This window comes from Bacillus multifaciens (assembly GCF_030756675.1).
Lineage (GTDB): Bacteria > Bacillota > Bacilli > Bacillales > Bacillaceae_G > Bacillus_A > Bacillus_A multifaciens.
In genome coordinates, this window is the sequence record NZ_JAVBXD010000045.1 from 1 (window position 1) to 20,996 (window position 20,996).

Here is a 20,996-nt window from a genome sequence, read left to right on the forward strand (position 1 = left end):
AATTTGAAAGTGTTGAACATTTTAAGCAAGAACTAGCAAAGTATATTGAATACTATAATCATAAAAGAATTAAGGCAAAACTAAAGGGCATGAGCCCGATACAATACCGAGTCCATGCCCAAGAAGTTGCCTAATGAAATAACCTGTCTAACTTTATGGGGTCACTTCATATACGAAGACGACTTTTTTGTGAACACGCGGCATTCTTATTCAAAACGTTGTATAATGAATGATGTATTTGCAGCAAAAGAGGAGATGTTACAGTTGGAATATATTATGCTACTATTTGTTGGATTATTAGCGGGTACGATCGGAAGTCTAGTTGGGCTTGGCGGCGGAATCATTATCGTTCCTTTACTGATCGGCTTACATACCCTTTCCCCGCAATTAGCCGTCGGTACTTCAATTGTTACTGTCGTATTTACAGGTTTGGCTTCTACCCTTACTTATATGAAACATAAACGAGTAGATTACAAAAGTGGACTTATTTTATTTATTGGGAGTGGCCCTGGAGGAATCATCGGATCATGGGCAAATAAATTTTTAAATCAAGAATCTTTTTCTTTATATTTTGGCGTCTTTCTTATTCTCGTATCGCTTTTACTAATGCTACGAGATAAACTGAAACCCATCTCCATTTCAAACAGTTCTACTATTAAACGTTCCTTTACAACTTCAGAAGGAGAAATCATCACCTATCAGTTTCCGCCTTTTCTCGCGATCATTATTTCATTTGGTGTAGGTTTTATTTCTGGGTTATTCGGGATTGGCGGAGGTGCCTTATTAGTTCCAGCAATGATGCTTCTGTTTGCTTTTCCAGCACAAATTGCCGTTGCTACATCCATGTTTATTGTTCTTTTATCTTCAATTGTAAATTCAGCAACTCACATTTATCTTGGTAATGTTAGCTGGCTCTATGCCCTTGTTTTAATTCCCGGGGCATGGATTGGTGGAAAATTGGGAGCTTATATTAATACAAAATTAAGTGGTAATGCCATTATCAATTTATTACGTATTACCTTAATTATTCTCGGCACACGCCTCATTATTAGTGCCATTTTATAACGCATTCTTTTTTTGAATGCGTTTCTTTATATACATGTATAAAAAAACACACCTAAAATAATACATAACACTGAACAGACACATAATAAAATAAGGTTAGAAACATGTAAATTTCCCAAAACAATCACTCCTATGTTTGTTACAACTTTTTTACTTGATCCCGCTCTAACGTACTGTAAGACTCCTACCGAAATAGATAAAAATGAGACTTCCATAAGAGCTTGATTGGTTCAACTAATGAAATAATTCCTATTTACTTTATCATACCGAAAAAACACAACATATACATTTACAATGCCCTAACAATATAGAAATGCGTGTTACAAATCCTATGTAATTATTACATTATATATACAATCCTATCGTTTTATATGAAATGTAATAATTGCATTTCATTCTTTAAATACAAGTATCTACTATGCAAAATGCGTAACTACTTAGTCGTACATTTCATTTAGAAGTTTGGTAAGGAATATGATTCCAGCGAAAATACGCCCCTTATTACCTATAGAAAGTTATTTTTATTTCTCAGCATATAGATTGTTATCATGAAGATAAAGTGAAACCTCCATCAGTGACACTTTTCTCACTGATGGAAAGCCCGCCCAATCAGGCTTTTACGGGCAGTCTTCTTCCTTGTGCTTCGTCAACCTTTACTGCCTGTTAATGCGGGGTGAAAATGGACTTACACCTTGCTATCTTTCTTTGTTTTTAAACTTTGCACGTGGCAGGAAAAGGCACTGACCGCTCCTATATATAGCCAGTCTCTCTCGACCATTTAAAAAAATGCTTTTCTATCGGTTTTTTACTTGTAAATATAAAACAATCCAATACATGCCTCTCTTATATAAAAAGGAGCATGTATTGGATTGTTAAACTTACTATTAGTGTACTAGTGACCATCCCATAAAATCTTCATGAACTTGTCTTGCCCGTTTATCATTTCGATCGTATAATTCTGCATAACTATCAGTTTCTTCATCATAAGCCATCGTATAAATGATTTGTCCATCTATTTCGACTGATAGAACAACTCCGCCCTTCATTTCTTCTACATGTATCACTGCATCAGCTGAAATTCTCACATCAGTCATTTTTTCATCTAACATGGTATGCCCCCTAAAAAATATTCCTTTCTAGTACCGTTCTTACACATACACACTAAACAGTATACTACTGTAATACAGTATCTTTCGTCAATATAATTAATGAACTTTATGTAAGTGAATGTCCTCTCCACTAAATATACCATTCTCTTAACCTTATCACATAAATCTTACTAGTTAAAAGTGATTTGATAAGGCTCTAAAAATTCATTTTGATTTTTCAACATTTACGTCGCGGCTATATAAAACAAAACATAACCGCTACTTGCTTTCTCCTTTTGTCATAATCCTTGCACGTGGCAGAAAAGGGCCCTGACCGCTCCAAGCATGGCCAGACGCTCTCGCCCATCTAAAAAAAGTGGTTTTTATGTTGATTTTTCAAGTATAGTTTTATATAAACAATTCCTCTATAATGAAATTAACAGCAAAATATAAAGAGGTGCTTACAGTGATTTTACATAAAGGAGAAATATTATTTCGCCAAGGAGAGGAAGGCCCTCTATATTTTATAAAAAGTGGTCTATTAAAAGTCGTTCGTGTCCAAGAAGATGGCACACCTTTTTTATTTAACATTATTGTTCCAGGTGAAACAATTCCTCATCACTCTTTAATCTCACCAAAAGAATATCATGGTACTGCAATCGCTTTAATTAAAACAGAAGTAACACCGATTACATGTGACACATGGTATGAACAATTACAATCAACCCCAGAATCTTATGCCAATATCGCTCTCCAGCTGCAAACAAAATTACGCATGATGCAGCAACGTATCGACCAGCTTACAACCGTCTCACCAAAAGAACGCCTTTATCGTTTGCAAGAATGGTTCGCAACTTATTTGGGAGATATCCCTATTTATGAAATCTTAACTCAAGCTGAAATTGGGCAATTAATTGGTATTCGCCGTGAAACCGTAAATCGTCTCCTTCGGGAACAAACAAAAAACGAGGTGAACTAACACCTCGTTCTTTCTAATTACTGTAAGCTTGCTGCTGGTCCAAAAAATTCAAAGTGAATATGCTCTGATGAAACGCCCCATTCTGTCAAAGCTGTATGAATATGCTTCATAAATGGTACTGGTCCGCAGAAATAGAAATCTGCTTCATTGGAAGGAATAATAGTTTGTAACCACGCTAAATCAACAAATCCTTCTTTATCATAATTTTTTACTTTCTTATCTTGCTCAGTTGGTGCAGAGTAGCAAGTATATGCTTTTACTTGTTTATGCTCTTGCGCTATATTTGCAACATAATCTTTCATTGCATGTACATCGCTGTTTAACGCACCGTGAACAAAGTATACATTACGGTTTGGTGATTGCTGAATTAATGTATTTAACATACTCATCATCGGTGTAATTCCTACCCCACCGCTAATTAACACAACTGGTAATTGTGAATCCATATTCAGTACAAAATCTCCTGCCGGTGCACTTAGAGGTAAAATATCTCCTTCTTTTACATAATCATGTAAATAATTAGATATCACTCCCTCTAAACCTTCCATACTTTTCTCACGTTTTACACTAATTCGATAATAATCTTTTCCAGGAGCATCGGATAAACTATACTGACGATTATGTGTATATGTTTCTCCTTCAATGTTTAGCTGTACACTTACATATTGTCCTGGTAAGAATGAGGATACCGCCCCTCCATCTTCCGGTTTTAAATAAAAGGATGTAATCACATCGCTCTCTTTCTCTTTTTTCACGACAATAAAGTTGCGGAAATCTCTCCAACCCCCTGCTTTTGCTTCCGCTTCTTCATACATCTCTGCTTCTATACTAATAAACGCATCAGCGATTACACCATAAGCTTCACCCCAAGCATCTAATACTTCTTGCGGCGCATGAGCTACTTCTTTAATCGCCTGTAATAAGCATGTTCCAACAATCGGATAGTGTTCTGCTTTTATACCTAAACTGCGATGTTTGTGTCCAATTTGTTTTACAACTGGAATGATTACTGCTAAGTTATCAATATAATTAGCAGCTGCATATACCGCATTTGCTAAAGCTTGTTGCTGTCTTCCTTTTTTTTGATTTGTATGGTTAAAAATATTTAATAGTTCCGGATGCTCTGAAAACATAATTTGATAAAAACGTGTCGTAATCTCTACACCTTTTTCTTGTAATAACGGTACAGTTGATTTTACGATTTCAATTGTTTTTGCACTTAACATTCTATTCACTCCTCTATTTCTTTATCTATTTCCATTGTATAGTATACCCAAAATAGAGGTTGTGATTTTAATCACTATAAACATGGTGATTTTGTGAAAAACTCATAAAGTGAAGATTACTGTATACGAAAGAATAATAAAAAGGCATACAAAATATGCCTTTTTACTGTTGTTGCAGTGCCTGTTCGATTAATTTTACATCTTTCCCTTTTCCAAACTCTGTATAGCCCCAAATGTTCGTTTCACCTGTATATTTGTTTACAATAATATCGAGATCATGATATACACGATGTGCATAAATAACATATTCGATATTCCGAGTCGCTACTCCCTTTTTCAAAATTTCATAACTTCGTTTCACATCTCGTTTTATTTGTTTATTTTTTACTTTCTTCTCAAAGTCTTTTAAAGCATTCTCCTGTTCTTGAAACCATTTCGTTAATTGGTCCCAATCTCCATCTGTATATTTTTCTGCTTTTCCGTAATTTAAAAAGTTATTGTAGCTTTCATGTGTTGTTCCGATAAATTGCAGTACTTCTTTCGTCTCATTCACATCTTCTACTTTTGTCATTGATGCTACACCAACTGGCTTACTCGCATAGTGTATAAAAAATTTACTTAAGCCGTAACTAGCGATTCCCATGATAAGAAGAATTCCAAGTATACTCCACATTTTTTTCATACACCCTACCCCTTTTCTTTATATGAAGATTACATTTATTTCTAAAAAGAGTAATATTTGTAATATTCTATAAAAAAATGAGGATTCCTGTATAAATTGTTCTTACCATTTCGACAACGTTTTTTTACAAATTACGTGTCGGAAGTTGATCTTGCAAAATAATATTTGCTTGATAGGAAGCATATCCAAGAACTGCAAGTAATAACATGTACAAAATGAACATACCTATACGTGTTTTCAGATTTGCAGAATAGTACTTTTCATGCTGTTCTTTTTCTTCTTCCCACTTATGTAGTTTTCGCTCAGACACCGCTATTGCATCTTGCATCAATAAATAGTGCTGTTCTCTTTCCTCTTCATACGGCACGTAATCAAGTGGTTCAAATTTAGGATGCAAGTAATCTAAAGCTATTTTTCTTTGACACTCTTCTTTTGTTACTGTTTTATCTCGTTCTTTTTGACTAAGCATCATCACTTCATGATGCATCATATAGATGGTACGATGAAGTGCACCTGTTTCTCGCAATTCTTCATTCAAACGTATCATATATTCTTTTACAGTATCTATTTTCCACCCAAGCTCTTGGATTGGTTGATTTCGTTTTGAAACTCTGTGCCATTCCAGACAACCTAATATAAAAATAAATCCAAGAAAAATACTTTTTTGTATAATTGCATAACCGAGCAATATAACAAGGCCAAGCGCCCAAATTTTCGTACTTACAACAGAAACAATTCGTCCACCATCAAGCGGTGATACGGGAATTAAATTAAAGAAATTAATCATACTGCCAAGTACAATAACAAGTGCCCAAAACGGCTCTTTTGTTATCATATACAGCGGAATCGCTGGTAAAAAAGAGAGTAAACCAAACAACGGGCCCATATATGCAATGTAAGCCTCGTCTTTTGCATTTTTCGGCATTTCTTTCATTCCTATAACCGCTCCCATAAATGGAATAAAAATAGCCGGTGATGTCGCAATCCCTTTTCGTCTTGCAGCCCACAAATGCCCCATTTCATGAATCAGTAATAAGTATATAAGCGCAACGCCAAATTTCCATCCGTATATTGCCGCATAAGCGCCAAGAGATAGCAACATACTAAATATAGTAGAAAACTTTGCTAACTTCACAATAGCAAATACCCATTTTAATTTAGACAACAGAAAAACACCAATTGCTGCAATAATTCCCCATAATCCTTTTGTACTTTGTTTCATATTCCTCTCCTTACTAATAATCCTTTTCTTCTTATTATGTCATATTTTTTTAGTTTATTGGAAACTATCGTTTAATTCCTCCATTTTTAGCCAATACTATAAATGCAAGGAGGTGAAAACGGTGACATTGCAATCTATTATGATCGGCGCCTTATCTTTTCTAGCTTCTATGCTCATTTTTTATACTGTTGGACATCTATTGCTTTTAGATTGGCTACCCGACAATATTTTTATTAGCTCCATTATCCTTTCTGCACTTATTATCGCTTATTTTATTACGCGAAAATCCATGAGTGAGCCTTCCACAAAAACAAAATAAAAGAGTGATGGTATTTTATCACTCTTTTTCTCATTTCCTAGAATAACCATTATCTTTCTAACTGCATCTTCTCTCCATATTCTTTTACGATTTGAATAATATCTTGAAACGCACCTATCTCTTCTTTTTTATGATTCAATACTTTTAAGTTATATTGATCATAATACGTTTCTAACATTTTTAATTGAGATGATGATATACCGCTAACAGGAACAACAAAGTTCACCTCATATTGTTTATATCCTTCTTTCACTATCTCACCTTGTACTTGTTCACTGTTTTCTTTATTGATTATCTTTTGTACTTTCGAAGGAATTTGTAATTGAAAATAATAGTTTTTTTCTTTTTCCAGCTTTTTATATAATGCATCTGAAATCGTATAATATACTGTATAATACACTGTATTTTCCTTTGTTTTAATGTGAAAACGAGTAATTTGTAAGTCTTTTTTAGTGATTTCAGTTATAGTTGATTGCTGTTCCCCCTCATTTTGTGTTAAAGGTGCTGATGGGAAGAAAGAAAGAAGCTTTTCTGTATCTTCTTTTGATAGTAAATAATATTTTGAGGGATCTGTTTCTTTTTGTAGCCACCCTGTTCTCGCTTCAGTACGAAGCCAAACTTTATATTTCTCTTCTTGTCCATTTTTCTTAATAGTAATTACATATTCGAGTTTACCTAATTCACCAATTACGTTTTGTTTCTCTGCTTTACTTATAATATTAGCCGCTATTTTTGCTTCGTCATCCTTCAATGTCGCTTCTTTTTTCCCCACGAGGGATACAATTACTTCTATTTTCTCTTCCATAATACGCCCCGCTTCTTTTGTTGATTTTTCACTTTGTTCTTTTTTCTCATCCGTTTGATTACATGCCACTAATAAAAAAAGAAAGAACATGAATAACCATTTTTTTCGCATAGCTCTCATCCTCATTCCTCAAAATAAGAAAAACTTATTACCCTCACATGAAAACAAAATCAACCTAACAAATGAAATTCGATATAATATACATGAAAAGGAGGTTACAACATGCCAATAAATTTTCATAGTTCAAATAACAAATACACGTATACCAATCGCCAAGCAACAGATTCATGGACACATAGGATACAAAATATTATAGATGTCAAAGAAAAAAGAGTCATTGATATTGGTTGCGGCGGTGGTATTTATACAAAACAACTTGCTTTGATGGGGGCAGCTGAAGTAATCGGTGTTGATTTTTCAAATCAGATGCTCCAAGCTGCCGAAGAAAATTGTGCTCATATATCAAATACTTCCTTTATACAAGGCGACGCTTATAACATCCCTTTTGCAGATGAAACATTTGATATTGTTCTCTCACGAGCTGTCATCCATCACCTAGATCATATTCCGAATTTTCTTCAAGAAGCATATCGCATTTTAAAACGTAACGGTATCCTTATTCTCCAAGACCGGACAATTGAAGACTGTACGATTCCAGGAAGTCCAGAACATATTCGCGGCTATTTCTTTTCTTGCTATCCAAAATTAATCCGCGTAGAATCAAAACGAAGACCGGAAACAAATCAAATCCTACATTTGTTACGCGATACCGGCTTTCAGACAAATCCGATTCAAACTTTTTGGGAAGTTCGTAAAATCCATCCTTCAATTGAAGATTTACTTCAAGACTTATCACCACGTACAGGCCGCTCTATTCTTCATGAATTATCGGACAATGAACTTTCTCACTTATTACAACATATTTACTCTAACCTTTACGAGAGATCCCCTATTATAGAACAAGATCGCTGGACAATTTGGACAGCCGTGAAAGAGTAACAAGCCTCACATCACGTGAGGCTTGTTACTCTTTCATAACCTTGTTCGGCAACACTCTTGATATCCACCATTTCTTTCCTGTGCACTACCACACTTCGGACATACTAAAAATCTGGATTGATTTGCAAACAAACTACCTTTATCAAAAAGTAACACTCCTGCTTGTTTAAACGAACGAGAATAATATAACCATATAAAACCACAAATTGCAGTAATACATACCAATACACCCATTACAAGCATTTTCGTCACCTCTGCTTCGTCTGTTCTTTCCAGCAAGTGGATGATTACATTATTCTCTATAATAAACAATAAATCCTTCTTTTCGTCATAAAATAAAAATTCCCTTAGGGGGAATTTAACGTTAATTGATAAGAAACAACAAATTTTATAATTTCCATAAAAGATTTACGATTTTTTAATAAAATAAAAAGTTGTCCTTCTAATACAATAAAAACACCAGTATATGTAAAGGAGTGACAACATGTTTATCTTTCTTATGTATATTCCTTTTCTTATTTCTATCACTCTTTCTTCCGTTTTTTCCCCTGAAGAGTCTCCTGAAATACCAGTACAAATAATTGGGTTAAACGATTTACACGGACAAATTAACACAACTACACCACTGCACGGAAAGCCTGCCGGTCGCGCTGACTACATCGCCTCCTATATCAACGCCTATAAACAACAATTTCCACATACCTTACTTGTTCATACTGGTGATATGATTGGCGGCAGCCCCCCCATTTCGGCTCTCTTTCAAGATGAGCCAACGATAGAGTTTTTAAATATGCTACAATTTGACGTTGGAACGATTGGTAATCATGAGTTTGACGAAGGAGCAGAAGAACTAAAACGACTAATTGACGGCGGGTTTCATCCAAAAACAGGCATGTTTCCAGGTAGTAACTTCCCTTATGTTTGTGCAAATGTACTAAATACTAACACAAATAAACCTCTACTCCCGCCATATGCTATTAAATGGATTGACGGTATCCCCATCGCTTTTATTGGCATCGTTACAAAAGAAACACCTTTTCTTACGATGCAAGGTGATATGTCAGCAGTCACTTTTATAGATGAAGCTACCGCTGTTCAAACGTACGTACGGGAATTACAGCAAAAAGGCATCCATGCTATTATCGTTCTTGCTCACTTAGATGGTAAGACAATAGATGGAACTACCAACGGACCACTTGCTGATTTAGCCAGTAAGCTTGATGATGATGTAGATATACTATTTGGTGGACACAATCATTCTTATATGAATGGATATGTGAATGGAAAATTACTTGTTGAAGCTTACTCTTACGGAAGAGCTTTGGCAAATGTACAGCTTACAATTAATCGCAAAACAAAAGATATCACAAAGAAAACTGCAAAGATTATTCCTACTTATCACGACGAAATGCAACCTAATCCAATTATCCAATCATGGATTCAAAGCTATCAGGCAAAAATAGCTCCAATAACCGAGCAAGTACTTGGAAAAAGTGTACACGTGCTGACACGAAATCAAAATAATGACGGAGAATCAGATCTTGGTGCTCTTCTTGCCACATCCCAGCGTCAAGCTATGCAAGCTGACATTGCATTTGTTAACCCCGGTACAATACGCCATAATTTACCGGCTGGTTTCATTACATGGGAACATACATTTCTCATCCAACCTTTTGAAAATAAACTCATTAAAATGGATTTAACCGGTAAAGAAATTCGAAATGTCCTGCACGAACAATGGGATGATGAAGTACGTATGTTACAAGTATCTGGAATTCGTTACACTTGGGAAAAAAACGGGGTAGAATCCATTACACTAGAAAACGGTGAGCCGCTCCAAGATCATACAACATACTCTGTCGTAGTAAATTCTTTCCTAGCAAATGGCGGAGATAAGTTTACTATATTTCAAAAAGGACGAAATCGCGTTGAAGGCCCGACAGATCAAGAAGCATTCGCAAATTTCATCCGTTCTACTCCATCTTTGGAAAATATTCGAGTGAATCATATTCAAAAAATACAGTAAACATTTACAAAATAAAAAGGCTTCTCGACAGCCTTTTTATTTTGTAAGCTGATGACGAAACGCATAAATAACTGCTTGTGTCCGATCACTTACATGTAATTTATTTAAAATATTACTTACATGCGTCTTCACTGTTTTTAAAGCAATAAATAGTTCATCAGCAATTTCTTGATTACTTTTTCCCTCGGCAATCAATAATAAAATTTCAAATTCTCGTTCTGTTAACTCTTCATGCAGCGGCTGTTCCTTCTTTTGACGCATACGCGACATCATTTTCCCGGTAACTTTCGGTTCGAGTACTGTTTCTCCATCGTATGTCGCTCGAACTGCATCTGCTATATCACTTGCCCTTGATGTTTTTAATAAATAACTCGTTGCACCAGCTTCAATAACCGGGTATAACTTTTCATCATCTAAGAAACTTGTTACTACAACAATTTTTGCCTCCGGCCATTCTTGAATAATCGCTCGCGTTGCCTCAACACCATCCATTTCATCCATAACAAGATCCATTAAAATAATATCTGGTTTTAATGAAAGTGCTAATTCTGAACCTATTCTTCCATTTTCCGCTTCTCCTACAACTTCAATATCCGGCTGAGTCGATAAATAAGCCGATACACCCATTCGAACCATTTCATGGTCGTCAACAAGCAATACTTTAATCATCTTGTTCCTCCCCTCTTTCTATAAGAATTGGCACTTTCACCTCAATTTGCGTTCCTTTATTCGGAAAACTTAATACCTTTAAAGTTCCGCCAATTTCATGAACGCGCTCTTGCATAGAGCGAAGGCCATATGATCCTGCTTTGTTCACTCCTACCTCAAAGCCTACGCCATCATCAATAATTTTTAAAATTGCATATTTATCAATTTGGCGCAATCTCACTTCTGTTTTCTTCGCTTTTGCATGCCGCAATGTATTGGACAGTGCTTCTTGTACAATGCGGAATAAGTGATCTTCCACACCTTTTTTCAATTGAATTGGCTCAATCAACCATTCAATCTTCATATGTTGTTTTCTTGAAAGCTCTGATAATAATTCTTCAATGCCTTCTGTTAATTTTTTACCTTCTAATTGGACAGGACGTAAATGCAGAAGAAGCGCTCTCATTTCTGATTGAGCATTTACAACCATATTTTCAACAAGTTGTAATTGTTTTTGCGTACCCTCTGGTATATGGGCGGTTTGCTCATTAATTGCTGACATCATCATCGACATCGCAAAGAGCTGTTGACTAACAGAATCATGAAGCTCTCTCGCTAAACGATGCCGCTCTTCTGAAATGGCCTGTTGTCTCATTTCTTCATTCCACTGCGCTCGTTCATTCGTTACTTTTTGAAACAATCCGGCTTGCTCTTCTAACCGTCTAGCAAGTGCAATTACCTTTCGTTCTACTTCTTGAAATTCATCTTCCCCTGTAAACGAAGCATCTCTTGGAAAATTCCCTCTTTCTATTTCAAATAAAAAAGTCGTTAATCCTTGGATACGCTGCTGCATATAATAACCAATTGCATATCCAACAATTCCACCAATGAGAAGACTCGTACCTAAAATAAACAAACTAACAGGAACAGAAGCAATAGATTCTTTCCACAATAAATCATACACATTTTGCTGGCTTTTCCATATATAAACGATTGTACAAATAAGTGCAATACTCATAGAAGATAATATCGAGTATCGAATATACATCCATGAAATATTCTTCTGTTTTTTCATTATATTTTCCTCACTTCCGTATCGCCTACGATAAGCGAAGAAATAATTTTAATACGTCGAGGAGCTTCTTTATACTGTTCCGTTCTAAACTTCACATTACGATTAAAGCCTGTTTCTTCATGCGATGGTAGTAAAACTCTTCCAACAATAACAGAATGATTCAAAGATAGCTCAATATCGTATGGAACATACAAACGAATATTACCAATCACACCGTGAATGACAATAACCGTTTCGCCTTCTGGAATCATAGCTGTCGTTAAATCAATTTCAACATCACCGATTCCGTATTGAATATTAACATCTTCTAACTCATATATATGGTCCATGATTCGTACATTACCAACCATTATATTCTTGATATACGGCTCTGTTCGATAGATTGGTTTTTCTTCATTTATATATTCTTTTTCCTTAATTTCAACCTGTACCGCTTTTGACTTTTGCTGACCTTGTATCAGCTGGTAACCAATGAAAGCTAAACAAGCAAATAAAACGAGCACGAAAGCTGCTGATGAAAATAGGAAAAATAAGAAAACAAGTCCCCCAACAAATAAACACACATTCCCTCTCACATATCGATTCTTTTTTCGATAATGCCTTCCAAACATAATCATAATAAAGGCAAAAATAAGACCACCAGGCTCGAAATGACCAAGAATCATATCGAGAAAAAGACCGAATCCAAATATGATGAGGAGCATCCCTAATAATTGTGTTTTCGAAAATTGTTTCTTCATTGCAGCTCCCCCTTCTTTATTGTATATACATAGAAGAAAAAGGCATTGTATTCCAACACCTTTTCTTCTATCACTATATCATAAGCTTATTTTATAATATACTACAATTATTTTATTACTTATTTGTCTAAAGATACTTCTTTTTTCTCTTTCATTTCGCGTTCAAGCTTTGCAATCTTCATATCAAATGTGTCACGTGTATGATCTTCATTGATGCGAAGCTCTAAATCACGAATGTGATCTTCAATTTCTTCAAAGCGTAAAAATGGGTTATTTTCATCCATTTTATGAAGAGCCGTATTCATACGCCGGTTTGCATGTGCCATATTTTCACGTGCCATTAATTCCATACGTTTTGCATTCATTTCTTTTAATTTGTTTTTCATTTCATTAAGGCGACGCTCTAATACATCAATTTGTTCCATAACACCTGCATACATTTCTTCTAAGCGAGCTACTTGCCCTTCGTAGTATGCCACTTCCTCTAATGCACGCTCATGTAGTTGTATTTCTCCTGCTTCTTTGGCAATTACAGCTTGCTTGGATCTCTTATTTACGAAATAACGCGCCTGCTCAAGTTCCTGTGCGAAATTAGTTTTTAATGTTTTGTGACGCTCAATTAACTTTTCAATTTTTGTTACTTCACGCTCGCTATCACGTAAATATTGATTTAACATCGCAATTGGATTTTTTCTTTCTTTCTCGTCTAACACATTATGAAGATCTGCAAGTACTGCATCACGTACACGTCCGAATAATGATTGTTTCATTTATAATCTTCCTCTCTTCTACTCTATTATTTTTTGTTATTTCATATTAGTTATTTTTCATTAATCTGTTCCACTCATCTTCAAAATTGTTATACGGCTTCGAGCTGTCTGAAGCAACATCTACTACATGTTTCTCTTTTTTCCATTCACGGTATCCATAATATAGAACGACTAATGCCGCAATACCGATTAACGCCGGGGAATGAGACAGGGCAATTGACAAGCCAATTAAACCAACAATCCCCCAAGCTAGTTTTCCAAAAAATGATTGTGCTCGCACAAATGATTTATAGCTCCAATACACAATCCCTGCTCCAATTGCTAATCCTACAATACCAGCAAGACTGCCAAGAGCAATTAAAGCCAAAATACCGGCTGCCATAAACGCTAAAAATTGTTTCATCTTGTGCTTGCCTCCCTTCGTTTTGATACTCTTATCTTACCTATCTTTTCATGTTTCTATAACGAGCTTAAGAACCGTTTTTCTCTCAGACTTAAGTCCTATTTATTATCAGACCTATATTTAAAGTAAGATGAGTTCCTTCTCCTCCTCACCTTCTCGTAACTTTGCAGTGAAGGTCATATTATCCGTGAATAGTGGAGTAAATTGAACTATATGTCTAAAAAAGAAATGATTCACTGAATGAAAAACCTTCTATCATTCATAGTTATCATCAAACTTTGTAAAATTCTTGCGTCACACTATAATTAGGTTTATGTAATGATAAGATATAGATACAAAATATTTATCGGGAGAGAAATATCTTGAAAAAGAAGAAAATGCATTTTGCAGAAATTGGTGATATATATGCGGTGCCCCTTCCTAATAATTGGTACGGAGCTGTTCGAGTGATAAATAGAATGGATGGTTCTACTTTGCTTGCGACAACAACGTATTTAGATTTAAACATCCCAAACTTGGATGATAAGTGTTTGCAAACGATTTTGAAGCAAAATCGTTTTTTCTATGAACATGAACTTGCATTATATTGGGTAGATGGGTGTGTTCCACCAGACATTATTTACATCGGAAACATTCCTCTCTCTAAAACAGAGAAAAAATTGACATGCTCCTCGTATAGTGGAATGTGGGAAAAACATAGTGGCCAAGAAGCTTGGTATGAATGGCGCTGGATACACGATAGAGCAAATTTTGAAATAGAAATACAAGAAGAAGAGAAAAAAATGCAGAGTAAATGGAAAAAACGACCACAGTCCCCCAAAACAATGATGGAGGATCATTTATTTTGGGAGATTATTTCTCTCTTAGATTGGAAAGTATTCGATCAGGATCAATATAATGTGTTAGAACCAGCCATCTACGCGCTTTCCCGCATGAAAGTGAAAGATATCAAACAATTCCAAGAAACTTTAACTTATAAACTGTACCTCCTAGATACAAGAGAGCATGCCAAGAACATAGGTGCTACCTCTTATGAAGAGGCAAATGACGAGTACGTTTCAGCCGATGTATTCTTATATACACGATGTCTTGCAATTGCGTGCGGAAAAAATTTATTTGAAAAGGCTTTAGCGGAACCTATTCATATGCCAAAAAACAAAGACTTCGAACCGCTTTTATATCTTGCAGAAAAAGCGTATACACGAAGAATGGGTAAAGAATTTGAGTATGAAACAGGATGTGATTATGAATCCTTTTCAAACAAGGAAGGCTGGAAATAAATCTAAAATTAATCTTTATATCCAAAACAAAAAGAGGATGCCTTCTATAAGACATCCCCTTTTGTTCATTATGCTGTTTTTTGATATTCCTTTTTCTCAGCTTTAGGCGAAAAACGCGGGAAATTAATGACAATTGAGAGAATACCACATACTGCAACTAACATTGGATAAAATGAGTACGGTAATAATTCAATTGGTGAAAGTGACGCAAACCCTGCCGCTGTTAACATTTGTGCACCGTATGGGATTAATCCTTGTACACTACAAGAGAATAAATCTAACAAGCTCGCAGATTTTTTCGGATCAATATTATATTTGTCTGCAACATTCTTCGCTAGTGGACCTGTGAAAATAATAGAAATCGTATTATTTGCTGTGCACATATTGGTCATACTTACAAGACCAGCAATTCCAAATTCTGCACCTTTTTTCGAACGAATATTACGTGTTAGTACATTCATTAAATAATGAATACCACCGTTATATTGAATAATTTCAACCATTCCACCGATTAGGATTGCTAATAATACAAGCTCCATCATTCCATTAATTCCTACTGTAACACTTTTAAAGAAAGTTGCTAGTGTATAACTTCCGTCTACCATTCCAATAATACCAGCTAGCACCGTTCCTCCAGTTAATACAACTAGTACGTTACATCCAAGCAGTGCTGTAATTAATACTCCAGCATACGGTAAAATTTTCACCCAGTTAAACGCATGTGCTGTCATATTTGAATGAGTGCCTAACGTAAGAACGACTAACAGTACACACGTAACAATAGCAGCTGGTAATACAATTAAGAAATTTGTTTTAAATTTATCTTTCATTTCCGTTCCTTGTGTACGTACAGCCGCAATTGTCGTATCTGAAATAAACGATAAGTTGTCGCCAAACATCGCACCGCCAACAACAGTTGCCATAGCAAGCGCCATAGAAATATCCGTGTTTCCACTAATCCCTACTGCAATTGGAGCCAATGCTGCAATCGTCCCCATTGACGTGCCCATTGCTAATGAAATAAAAGCACCGATAACAAATAAACCAACTATTAAAAATCCTTGCGGCAAAATAGAAAGAGCTAAGTTTACAGTTGCTTCAACGCCGCCCATCCCTTTTGCCGTTTCAGAAAATGCACCTGCTAACACAAAAATCAATACCATAATCATGATATCCGGATTGCCAGCCCCTTTAGCAAAACGTTCAACCTTTGTTGTAAAGTTTTCTTTTCTGTTCATTACTAATGCAGCGGCAACTGCAATTAAAATAGCAACTAAAATTGGTAACTTATAAAAATCCCCTGTAATTACACCAGAGCCAATAAATAATGCTAAAAATATGCCAAGTGGTAATAATGCCCATGCATTCCCTTTTGTTTGTTCCAAAGTTATATCCTCTCCTATTTCTAAACCTATCCTTCACAAGAGCGAAAAAGACCTCTTCTGAAGAGAAGAGGTCTTATATATCATATAAGAAACACTCTTCTCATCTATCAAGCATATCGCTTGCTGGATTTGGCACAGCACTCTATTATGAGTCCGCTGCCGAGGCATCGTAGGGCCAGTCCCTCCGCCTCTCTTGATAAGAAGGTTTCATATTATATTTTTGTGTAAATCAATCTTTTCTTACTTTACCCGCTGCAGGAGAAAATGTCAAATATTATTTCGATCAAAATAGTTGGTATTTTTTTGATGTTATACAAATACCAATCGAAACAATCACTTTATTTTTTGAATTTCTGTTTCTAAAATGGACAACCATAAAAATTCTTCTTCTTCAATTTTTTTCATAATCCACTTTGCCGTATTCCAAGCTAAATTATACTCCTCTTTTGAAATGTCTCCGTCCATATATGCTTCTTCTAACTCATCTTCATCTAATACATACATTTCTCCGTTTGGTAACAGGACGACATCTAAATATAAATCATCGAAATAAGGCAGTCCTCTATTATCCATTTTATACTCTTTTGCAACATCAATATAATATTGAACAAGCTCTTTTTTCTCATTCAACATCGCGGTAATCGCAAAATTTTTTCTATTTATGAAATATTGTATCCAAGTATAACCATTATGCGCAATACAAATCTTCCGATTATTATACTGTTTATAACTTGGCTCTTTCACTTGCTTTATATGTAATATACCTAACATACCGTCCTGTACAACTTTTACCGAATACGTTTTATCAATTAACCTTCTCCATGATGAGCCATCTCCATATTTCCGTTTCATCCTCTTTTCTCCTTATTCCATATATAAGTTCATTTTAATTTTCACATATAAGTCGCTGCTATGCAGAATATAATATAACATAACCTGCACTTGCATTATCCCTTTGTTTTAATTATTGCATGTGGCACAAAAAGGCCCTGACCGCTTCTATATATGGCTAGATCCTCTCGCCCATCTAAAAAAAGGCCTTCACGTATACTGTGAAGGCCTTTCTATCAATTAAGCTACTTGCTTCTCTGAAATCTCTTTCAAATAAGCTTGTCCTTTTTCTGCGTCATATTGTCCTTCCCATTTAGACATAACAACTGCAGCTAATGAGTTACCTACTACGTTTACTGCTGTACGTGCCATATCTAAAATACGGTCAATACCAGCTATAAACGCTAAACCTTCAGATGGAATACCTACTGTATGAAGCGTTGCTAATAATACAACGAATGATACGCCCGGTACACCAGCAATCCCTTTTGAAGTAACCATTAATACAAGAAGCAATGTAACCTGTTGTGTAATCGATAAATCAATACCATACATTTGCGCTAAGAAAATCGCTGCAATTGCTTGATATAACGTTGAACCATCTAAGTTAAATGAATAACCAGTTGGAATAACGAAAGATGTAATTGCTTTCGGGCATCCGAAACGTTCCATCTTTTCCATAATCTTTGGTAGAACCGTCTCTGAGCTTGCTGTAGAATATGCTAAAATAAGCTCGTCTTTTAAAATCTTAAAGAATTGGAAAATATTAATTCCAAATAACTTTGCCGTAAGACCTAATACAACAACAACGAAGAAAATCATTGATCCATAAACTACAATAACTAATTTACCTAATGGAACTAATGATGCTACACCAAACTTAGAAACCGTTACGCCAATTAACGCAAATACACCAAACGGCGCAAACTTCATAACTTGGTTTGTTACATAGAACATTGCATCTGCTACACCTTGGAAGAAATTCAGAACTGGTTTTCCTCTTTCTCCAATTGCCGCTACTCCTAAACCAAATAATACAGAGAAGAAAATAATTGCAAGCATATCACCTTTTGCTAACGAGTCCATAATATTCGTTGGAACGATATTTACGAACGTATCTGCAAATGAATGGCTCTGCACTTGCTCTGTTGTAGCTGTATACTTAGAAATATCTGTTTTCTGTAAGTTCGACATATCCACGCCTTTTCCTGGCTGGAATATGTTTGCTACTAATAAACCAACAACAATCGCAATTGTTGTAATAATTTCAAAATAAATAATTGTTTTTCCGCCTAAACGTCCAAGCTTTTTCACATCACCAACGCCGGCAACACCAACAATAATACTTGCTACTACAATTGGTACAACAATCATTTTGATTAAACGAATAAAAATATCACCAATCGGTTGTAAAAACTTTGCAACCTCTGGATTCCCATAAAAGACCGCTCCTACCAAAATACCGAGAGCAAGACCTATTAAAATTTGCCATGCAAGTCCAATTCTTTTCATACTTGCTGCAACCCCCTTCTTAGATGTTATTCATTTTCACATTCTATTTTTCTATAAAATATGAAAATAGAAGTATTAAATATTGTTCGACTATTCAATACTTTCTTCCCCTCCTAAAATGATAAGACAAAAATAGAAATCTGACAACTAAATAAGTTTACCAGCATGCAAATATTTTTGTTGACAAGAATAAAATCACGTTAGGAAACCTCACATGAGAACGATTCCTTATTTTCTTATTTGTTGCACTGAATCTATTTACAATGATAAAATAATTTATATCATAGAAGCGAACAATTAATACGTAAAATCTTCTAATTTTCGCCATTTAATAACAGTTTCTTAAATATTTTTTTACATTATCATTACAACAATAGACATTTTTCGCTTTTCTATGATTAGATAGAAACATAGGGAAAGGAGATAGGCAGATGAACAAAAAAATAACAGCGTTTAGTTTATTGACAGCCGGTACTATTCTCGTTTCTCCCGTGCTTTCACCAGTGTATGCGGAGACGAGTCAAGATAAATTATCTAATATTCAATCACAACTAGACGGTAAACAACAAGAATTACATATGAAATCAGAAGAAAAACAAAAAATAGAAAAAGAAATTCAAGACTTACAGAAAAAAATCGATGAATTAACTGCTTCTATTAATAAAAATGAGGCAGATTTAAAAGCAACAAAAACAGAAATTGAAAAAACACAAGCGAGTATTACAGAGAAAAAAAAGCATATTGAAGAATTGCAAAAGCAAATCAATACGCGCCAAGAATTAATTAAGCAAAGATTACAATCTATGCAAGAAAAACCACGTACAAATTTAATTACAGAAGTATTAATTAATACGAACAATATCGCCGAACTATTAGAAAATGTGTATTCTGTTAGTTTAATTTTAAATAGTGATACCGATATCATAAAACAACAAACACACGACCAAGATACCGTTAAAAAAGAAAAAGAAGCGGTTGAGAAAAAAGAGCAGCAACTAAAGGAAGCAGAGCAAACGTTACAGAAACAACAACAAGAGCTTCAATCAAATCAACAACAGCAACAAACTTTGATTGCTGACTTGCACGCGAAAGCTTCAAAAATAGATTCCGAGATGGAAAGCTTAGAAGAATCAAAAGGTATTTTAGAAAACCAGCGGAAAGCTGTCCAAAATGCAATTGAAGAGGACAAGCGAGCAGAAGACGCTAAAAAAGCAAATGAAGCTAAAAAAGCTGAAGAGCAAAAACAAGCGGCTCCTTCATCTCCAGCTACCACTGCACCTCAAGGAGAAAGTACTGGTGGTTTCATTAAACCAGCAGCTGGATCGAAAACTTCAGGATTTGGTGTACGTGACATTGACAACCATAAAGGAATTGATATTGCCGCATCAGGAACAGTGCCAATTATAGCAGCTGCTGACGGTGTCGTAATTCGTTCTGATTTATCTACTAGCTATGGAAATGTTGTCTATTTATCACATCGAATAAACGGAAAAACTTACACAACTGTTTACGCCCATATGAGCAGCCGTTCTGTTTCTGTCGGACAAACTGTGAAACAAGGACAACAACTTGGATTTATGGGGAATACTGGGCAGTCTTATGGACAACATTTACATTTCGAACTTCATATCGGTGAATGGAATCAAACAAAAACAAACGCTGTTGACCCATCACCTTATATTGGGCTGTAATAAAAAAACTTGGCAATTGCCAAGTTTTTTTATTTATGTAAACCATTCTATATATACTTCTTATTATTTTTCGATATTGAACACCTTCTAGGCATTACACATACAATAACATAAAGTGAAACTTTAATCAGTGGGGGTCTTCTTTATCCCCACTGATTATTAGTTGAACCAATCGGGCTTTTACGGGCAGTTTATCTCCCATCTATCTTCTCTGCTTTCGCTGAATTTTAAGGTAGGAGTATTACTGCCC

The 20,996-nt window shown here is 35.2% G+C and carries 22 protein-coding genes and 1 riboswitch; of the genes, 8 read left to right on the forward strand and 14 right to left on the reverse strand.

The window, feature by feature from the left end:
• A partial coding sequence (locus tag Q9306_RS21015; RefSeq protein WP_306202077.1) for an IS3 family transposase occupies positions 1-134 on the forward strand: 134 nt, incomplete at its 5' end.
• Between the two features lie 130 nt (positions 135-264).
• Entirely contained in the window at positions 265-1,065 is an 801-nt protein-coding gene (locus tag Q9306_RS21020) for a sulfite exporter TauE/SafE family protein (protein ID WP_306202079.1), read from the forward strand.
• A gap of 884 nt (positions 1,066-1,949) precedes the next feature.
• Here Q9306_RS21020 and Q9306_RS21025 read toward each other — a convergent pair.
• Complete coding sequence (locus Q9306_RS21025; protein WP_098915386.1) at positions 1,950-2,174, reverse strand: hypothetical protein; 225 nt, start codon at positions 2,172-2,174, stop codon at positions 1,950-1,952.
• Between the two features lie 445 nt (positions 2,175-2,619).
• On the opposite strand from Q9306_RS21025, the gene Q9306_RS21030 reads away from it, so the two are divergent.
• Positions 2,620-3,132 carry a Crp/Fnr family transcriptional regulator gene (locus Q9306_RS21030; RefSeq protein ID WP_306202004.1) on the forward strand — a complete coding sequence of 171 codons (513 nt, stop codon included), beginning with the start codon at positions 2,620-2,622 and terminating at the stop codon, positions 3,130-3,132.
• A 17-nt stretch (positions 3,133-3,149) separates the two neighbouring features.
• Here the strand turns inward: Q9306_RS21030 and hmpA are convergent, their stop codons facing one another.
• The 3 genes from hmpA to Q9306_RS21045 form a co-directional block, all read right to left on the reverse strand.
• On the reverse strand, positions 3,150-4,358 hold the full coding sequence (hmpA, locus tag Q9306_RS21035) for an NO-inducible flavohemoprotein (protein ID WP_306202006.1): 1,209 nt from the start codon (positions 4,356-4,358) through the stop codon (positions 3,150-3,152).
• Positions 4,359-4,521: 163 nt separating this feature from the next.
• On the reverse strand, positions 4,522-5,040 hold the full coding sequence (locus tag Q9306_RS21040; protein WP_306202008.1) for a hypothetical protein: 519 nt from the start codon (positions 5,038-5,040) through the stop codon (positions 4,522-4,524).
• A gap of 124 nt (positions 5,041-5,164) precedes the next feature.
• Positions 5,165-6,262 carry a site-2 protease family protein gene (locus Q9306_RS21045; RefSeq protein WP_306202010.1) on the reverse strand — a complete coding sequence of 366 codons (1,098 nt, stop codon included), beginning with the start codon at positions 6,260-6,262 and terminating at the stop codon, positions 5,165-5,167.
• Between the two features lie 121 nt (positions 6,263-6,383).
• Between Q9306_RS21045 and Q9306_RS21050 the strand changes: the two genes are divergently transcribed.
• On the forward strand, positions 6,384-6,581 hold the full coding sequence (locus Q9306_RS21050; RefSeq protein ID WP_306202012.1) for a hypothetical protein: 198 nt from the start codon (positions 6,384-6,386) through the stop codon (positions 6,579-6,581).
• Between the two features lie 49 nt (positions 6,582-6,630).
• On the opposite strand, the gene Q9306_RS21055 is transcribed toward Q9306_RS21050, so the two are convergent.
• Positions 6,631-7,497, reverse strand: coding sequence for a hypothetical protein (locus Q9306_RS21055; protein WP_306202021.1), 867 nt, complete (start codon positions 7,495-7,497; stop codon positions 6,631-6,633).
• Between the two features lie 111 nt (positions 7,498-7,608).
• On the opposite strand from Q9306_RS21055, the gene Q9306_RS21060 reads away from it, so the two are divergent.
• Positions 7,609-8,385: a class I SAM-dependent methyltransferase gene (locus Q9306_RS21060; protein ID WP_306202023.1), complete on the forward strand. Its 777-nt coding sequence runs from the start codon at positions 7,609-7,611 to the stop codon at positions 8,383-8,385.
• A gap of 33 nt (positions 8,386-8,418) precedes the next feature.
• On the opposite strand, the gene Q9306_RS21065 is transcribed toward Q9306_RS21060, so the two are convergent.
• Complete coding sequence (locus Q9306_RS21065) at positions 8,419-8,628, reverse strand: hypothetical protein (protein ID WP_306202080.1); 210 nt, start codon at positions 8,626-8,628, stop codon at positions 8,419-8,421.
• A gap of 241 nt (positions 8,629-8,869) precedes the next feature.
• Here Q9306_RS21065 and Q9306_RS21070 point away from each other — a divergent pair, with 241 nt between their 5' ends.
• The gene (locus Q9306_RS21070; RefSeq protein WP_306202025.1) at positions 8,870-10,411 is read left to right on the forward strand and encodes a bifunctional metallophosphatase/5'-nucleotidase; all 1,542 of its coding nucleotides are present in this window, start codon (positions 8,870-8,872) and stop codon (positions 10,409-10,411) included.
• A gap of 36 nt (positions 10,412-10,447) precedes the next feature.
• On the opposite strand, the gene Q9306_RS21075 is transcribed toward Q9306_RS21070, so the two are convergent.
• The 5 genes from Q9306_RS21075 to Q9306_RS21095 form a co-directional block, all read right to left on the reverse strand.
• Positions 10,448-11,080 carry a response regulator gene (locus tag Q9306_RS21075; RefSeq protein ID WP_306202027.1) on the reverse strand — a complete coding sequence of 211 codons (633 nt, stop codon included), beginning with the start codon at positions 11,078-11,080 and terminating at the stop codon, positions 10,448-10,450.
• Positions 11,073-12,134: a sensor histidine kinase gene (locus Q9306_RS21080; protein ID WP_306202029.1), complete on the reverse strand. Its 1,062-nt coding sequence runs from the start codon at positions 12,132-12,134 to the stop codon at positions 11,073-11,075. Before Q9306_RS21080 ends, Q9306_RS21075 begins: the two co-directional genes overlap by 8 nt.
• On the reverse strand, positions 12,134-12,874 hold the full coding sequence (gene liaF, locus Q9306_RS21085) for a cell wall-active antibiotics response protein LiaF (protein WP_306202031.1): 741 nt from the start codon (positions 12,872-12,874) through the stop codon (positions 12,134-12,136). The genes Q9306_RS21080 and liaF overlap by 1 nt, the downstream gene beginning before the upstream one ends.
• A gap of 119 nt (positions 12,875-12,993) precedes the next feature.
• Complete coding sequence (locus Q9306_RS21090) at positions 12,994-13,644, reverse strand: PspA/IM30 family protein (protein WP_306202033.1); 651 nt, start codon at positions 13,642-13,644, stop codon at positions 12,994-12,996.
• A gap of 46 nt (positions 13,645-13,690) precedes the next feature.
• The gene (locus Q9306_RS21095) at positions 13,691-14,047 is read right to left on the reverse strand and encodes a lmo0954 family membrane protein (protein WP_306202035.1); all 357 of its coding nucleotides are present in this window, start codon (positions 14,045-14,047) and stop codon (positions 13,691-13,693) included.
• Positions 14,048-14,409: 362 nt separating this feature from the next.
• Between Q9306_RS21095 and Q9306_RS21100 the strand changes: the two genes are divergently transcribed.
• Complete coding sequence (locus Q9306_RS21100; protein WP_306202037.1) at positions 14,410-15,327, forward strand: DUF4240 domain-containing protein; 918 nt, start codon at positions 14,410-14,412, stop codon at positions 15,325-15,327.
• A 68-nt stretch (positions 15,328-15,395) separates the two neighbouring features.
• On the opposite strand, the gene Q9306_RS21105 is transcribed toward Q9306_RS21100, so the two are convergent.
• The 3 genes from Q9306_RS21105 to gltP all read right to left on the reverse strand — a co-directional run bounded on the left by Q9306_RS21105 (position 15,396) and on the right by gltP (position 19,055).
• On the reverse strand, positions 15,396-16,712 hold the full coding sequence (locus Q9306_RS21105; RefSeq protein WP_306202039.1) for a Na+/H+ antiporter NhaC family protein: 1,317 nt from the start codon (positions 16,710-16,712) through the stop codon (positions 15,396-15,398).
• A gap of 97 nt (positions 16,713-16,809) precedes the next feature.
• Positions 16,810-16,915, reverse strand: a riboswitch (SAM riboswitch).
• A 130-nt stretch (positions 16,916-17,045) separates the two neighbouring features.
• Complete coding sequence (locus Q9306_RS21110) at positions 17,046-17,564, reverse strand: ribonuclease FAU-1 family protein (RefSeq protein WP_306202041.1); 519 nt, start codon at positions 17,562-17,564, stop codon at positions 17,046-17,048.
• Positions 17,565-17,783: 219 nt separating this feature from the next.
• Entirely contained in the window at positions 17,784-19,055 is a 1,272-nt protein-coding gene (gene gltP, locus Q9306_RS21115) for a glutamate/aspartate:proton symporter GltP (protein WP_306202043.1), read from the reverse strand.
• A 431-nt stretch (positions 19,056-19,486) separates the two neighbouring features.
• On the opposite strand from gltP, the gene Q9306_RS21120 reads away from it, so the two are divergent.
• Positions 19,487-20,746 (forward strand): murein hydrolase activator EnvC family protein, encoded by a 1,260-nt coding sequence (locus Q9306_RS21120; protein WP_306202045.1) that lies wholly within the window; start codon positions 19,487-19,489, stop codon positions 20,744-20,746.
• Positions 20,747-20,996: the final 250 nt, after the last annotated feature.

Excerpts from the sequence above, each read along its gene's own strand:
- Q9306_RS21080 (WP_306202029.1), bottom strand. The coding sequence starts at position 12,134 with ATGAAAAAACAGAAGAATATTTCATGGATGTATATTCGATACTCGATA.
- Q9306_RS21070 (WP_306202025.1), top strand. The coding sequence starts at position 8,870 with ATGTTTATCTTTCTTATGTATATTCCTTTTCTTATTTCTATCACTCTT.
- Q9306_RS21075 (WP_306202027.1), bottom strand. The coding sequence starts at position 11,080 with ATGATTAAAGTATTGCTTGTTGACGACCATGAAATGGTTCGAATGGGT.
- gltP (WP_306202043.1), bottom strand. The coding sequence starts at position 19,055 with ATGAAAAGAATTGGACTTGCATGGCAAATTTTAATAGGTCTTGCTCTC.
- Q9306_RS21120 (WP_306202045.1), top strand. The coding sequence starts at position 19,487 with ATGAACAAAAAAATAACAGCGTTTAGTTTATTGACAGCCGGTACTATT.
- Q9306_RS21025 (WP_098915386.1), bottom strand. The coding sequence starts at position 2,174 with ATGTTAGATGAAAAAATGACTGATGTGAGAATTTCAGCTGATGCAGTG.
- Q9306_RS21060 (WP_306202023.1), top strand. The coding sequence starts at position 7,609 with ATGCCAATAAATTTTCATAGTTCAAATAACAAATACACGTATACCAAT.
- Q9306_RS21045 (WP_306202010.1), bottom strand. The coding sequence starts at position 6,262 with ATGAAACAAAGTACAAAAGGATTATGGGGAATTATTGCAGCAATTGGT.
- Q9306_RS21040 (WP_306202008.1), bottom strand. The coding sequence starts at position 5,040 with ATGAAAAAAATGTGGAGTATACTTGGAATTCTTCTTATCATGGGAATC.
- Q9306_RS21110 (WP_306202041.1), bottom strand. The coding sequence starts at position 17,564 with ATGAAACGGAAATATGGAGATGGCTCATCATGGAGAAGGTTAATTGAT.
- Q9306_RS21065 (WP_306202080.1), bottom strand. The coding sequence starts at position 8,628 with ATGCTTGTAATGGGTGTATTGGTATGTATTACTGCAATTTGTGGTTTT.
- Q9306_RS21055 (WP_306202021.1), bottom strand. The coding sequence starts at position 7,497 with ATGCGAAAAAAATGGTTATTCATGTTCTTTCTTTTTTTATTAGTGGCA.
- Q9306_RS21095 (WP_306202035.1), bottom strand. The coding sequence starts at position 14,047 with ATGAAACAATTTTTAGCGTTTATGGCAGCCGGTATTTTGGCTTTAATT.
- Q9306_RS21090 (WP_306202033.1), bottom strand. The coding sequence starts at position 13,644 with ATGAAACAATCATTATTCGGACGTGTACGTGATGCAGTACTTGCAGAT.
- liaF (WP_306202031.1), bottom strand. The coding sequence starts at position 12,874 with ATGAAGAAACAATTTTCGAAAACACAATTATTAGGGATGCTCCTCATC.
- hmpA (WP_306202006.1), bottom strand. The coding sequence starts at position 4,358 with ATGTTAAGTGCAAAAACAATTGAAATCGTAAAATCAACTGTACCGTTA.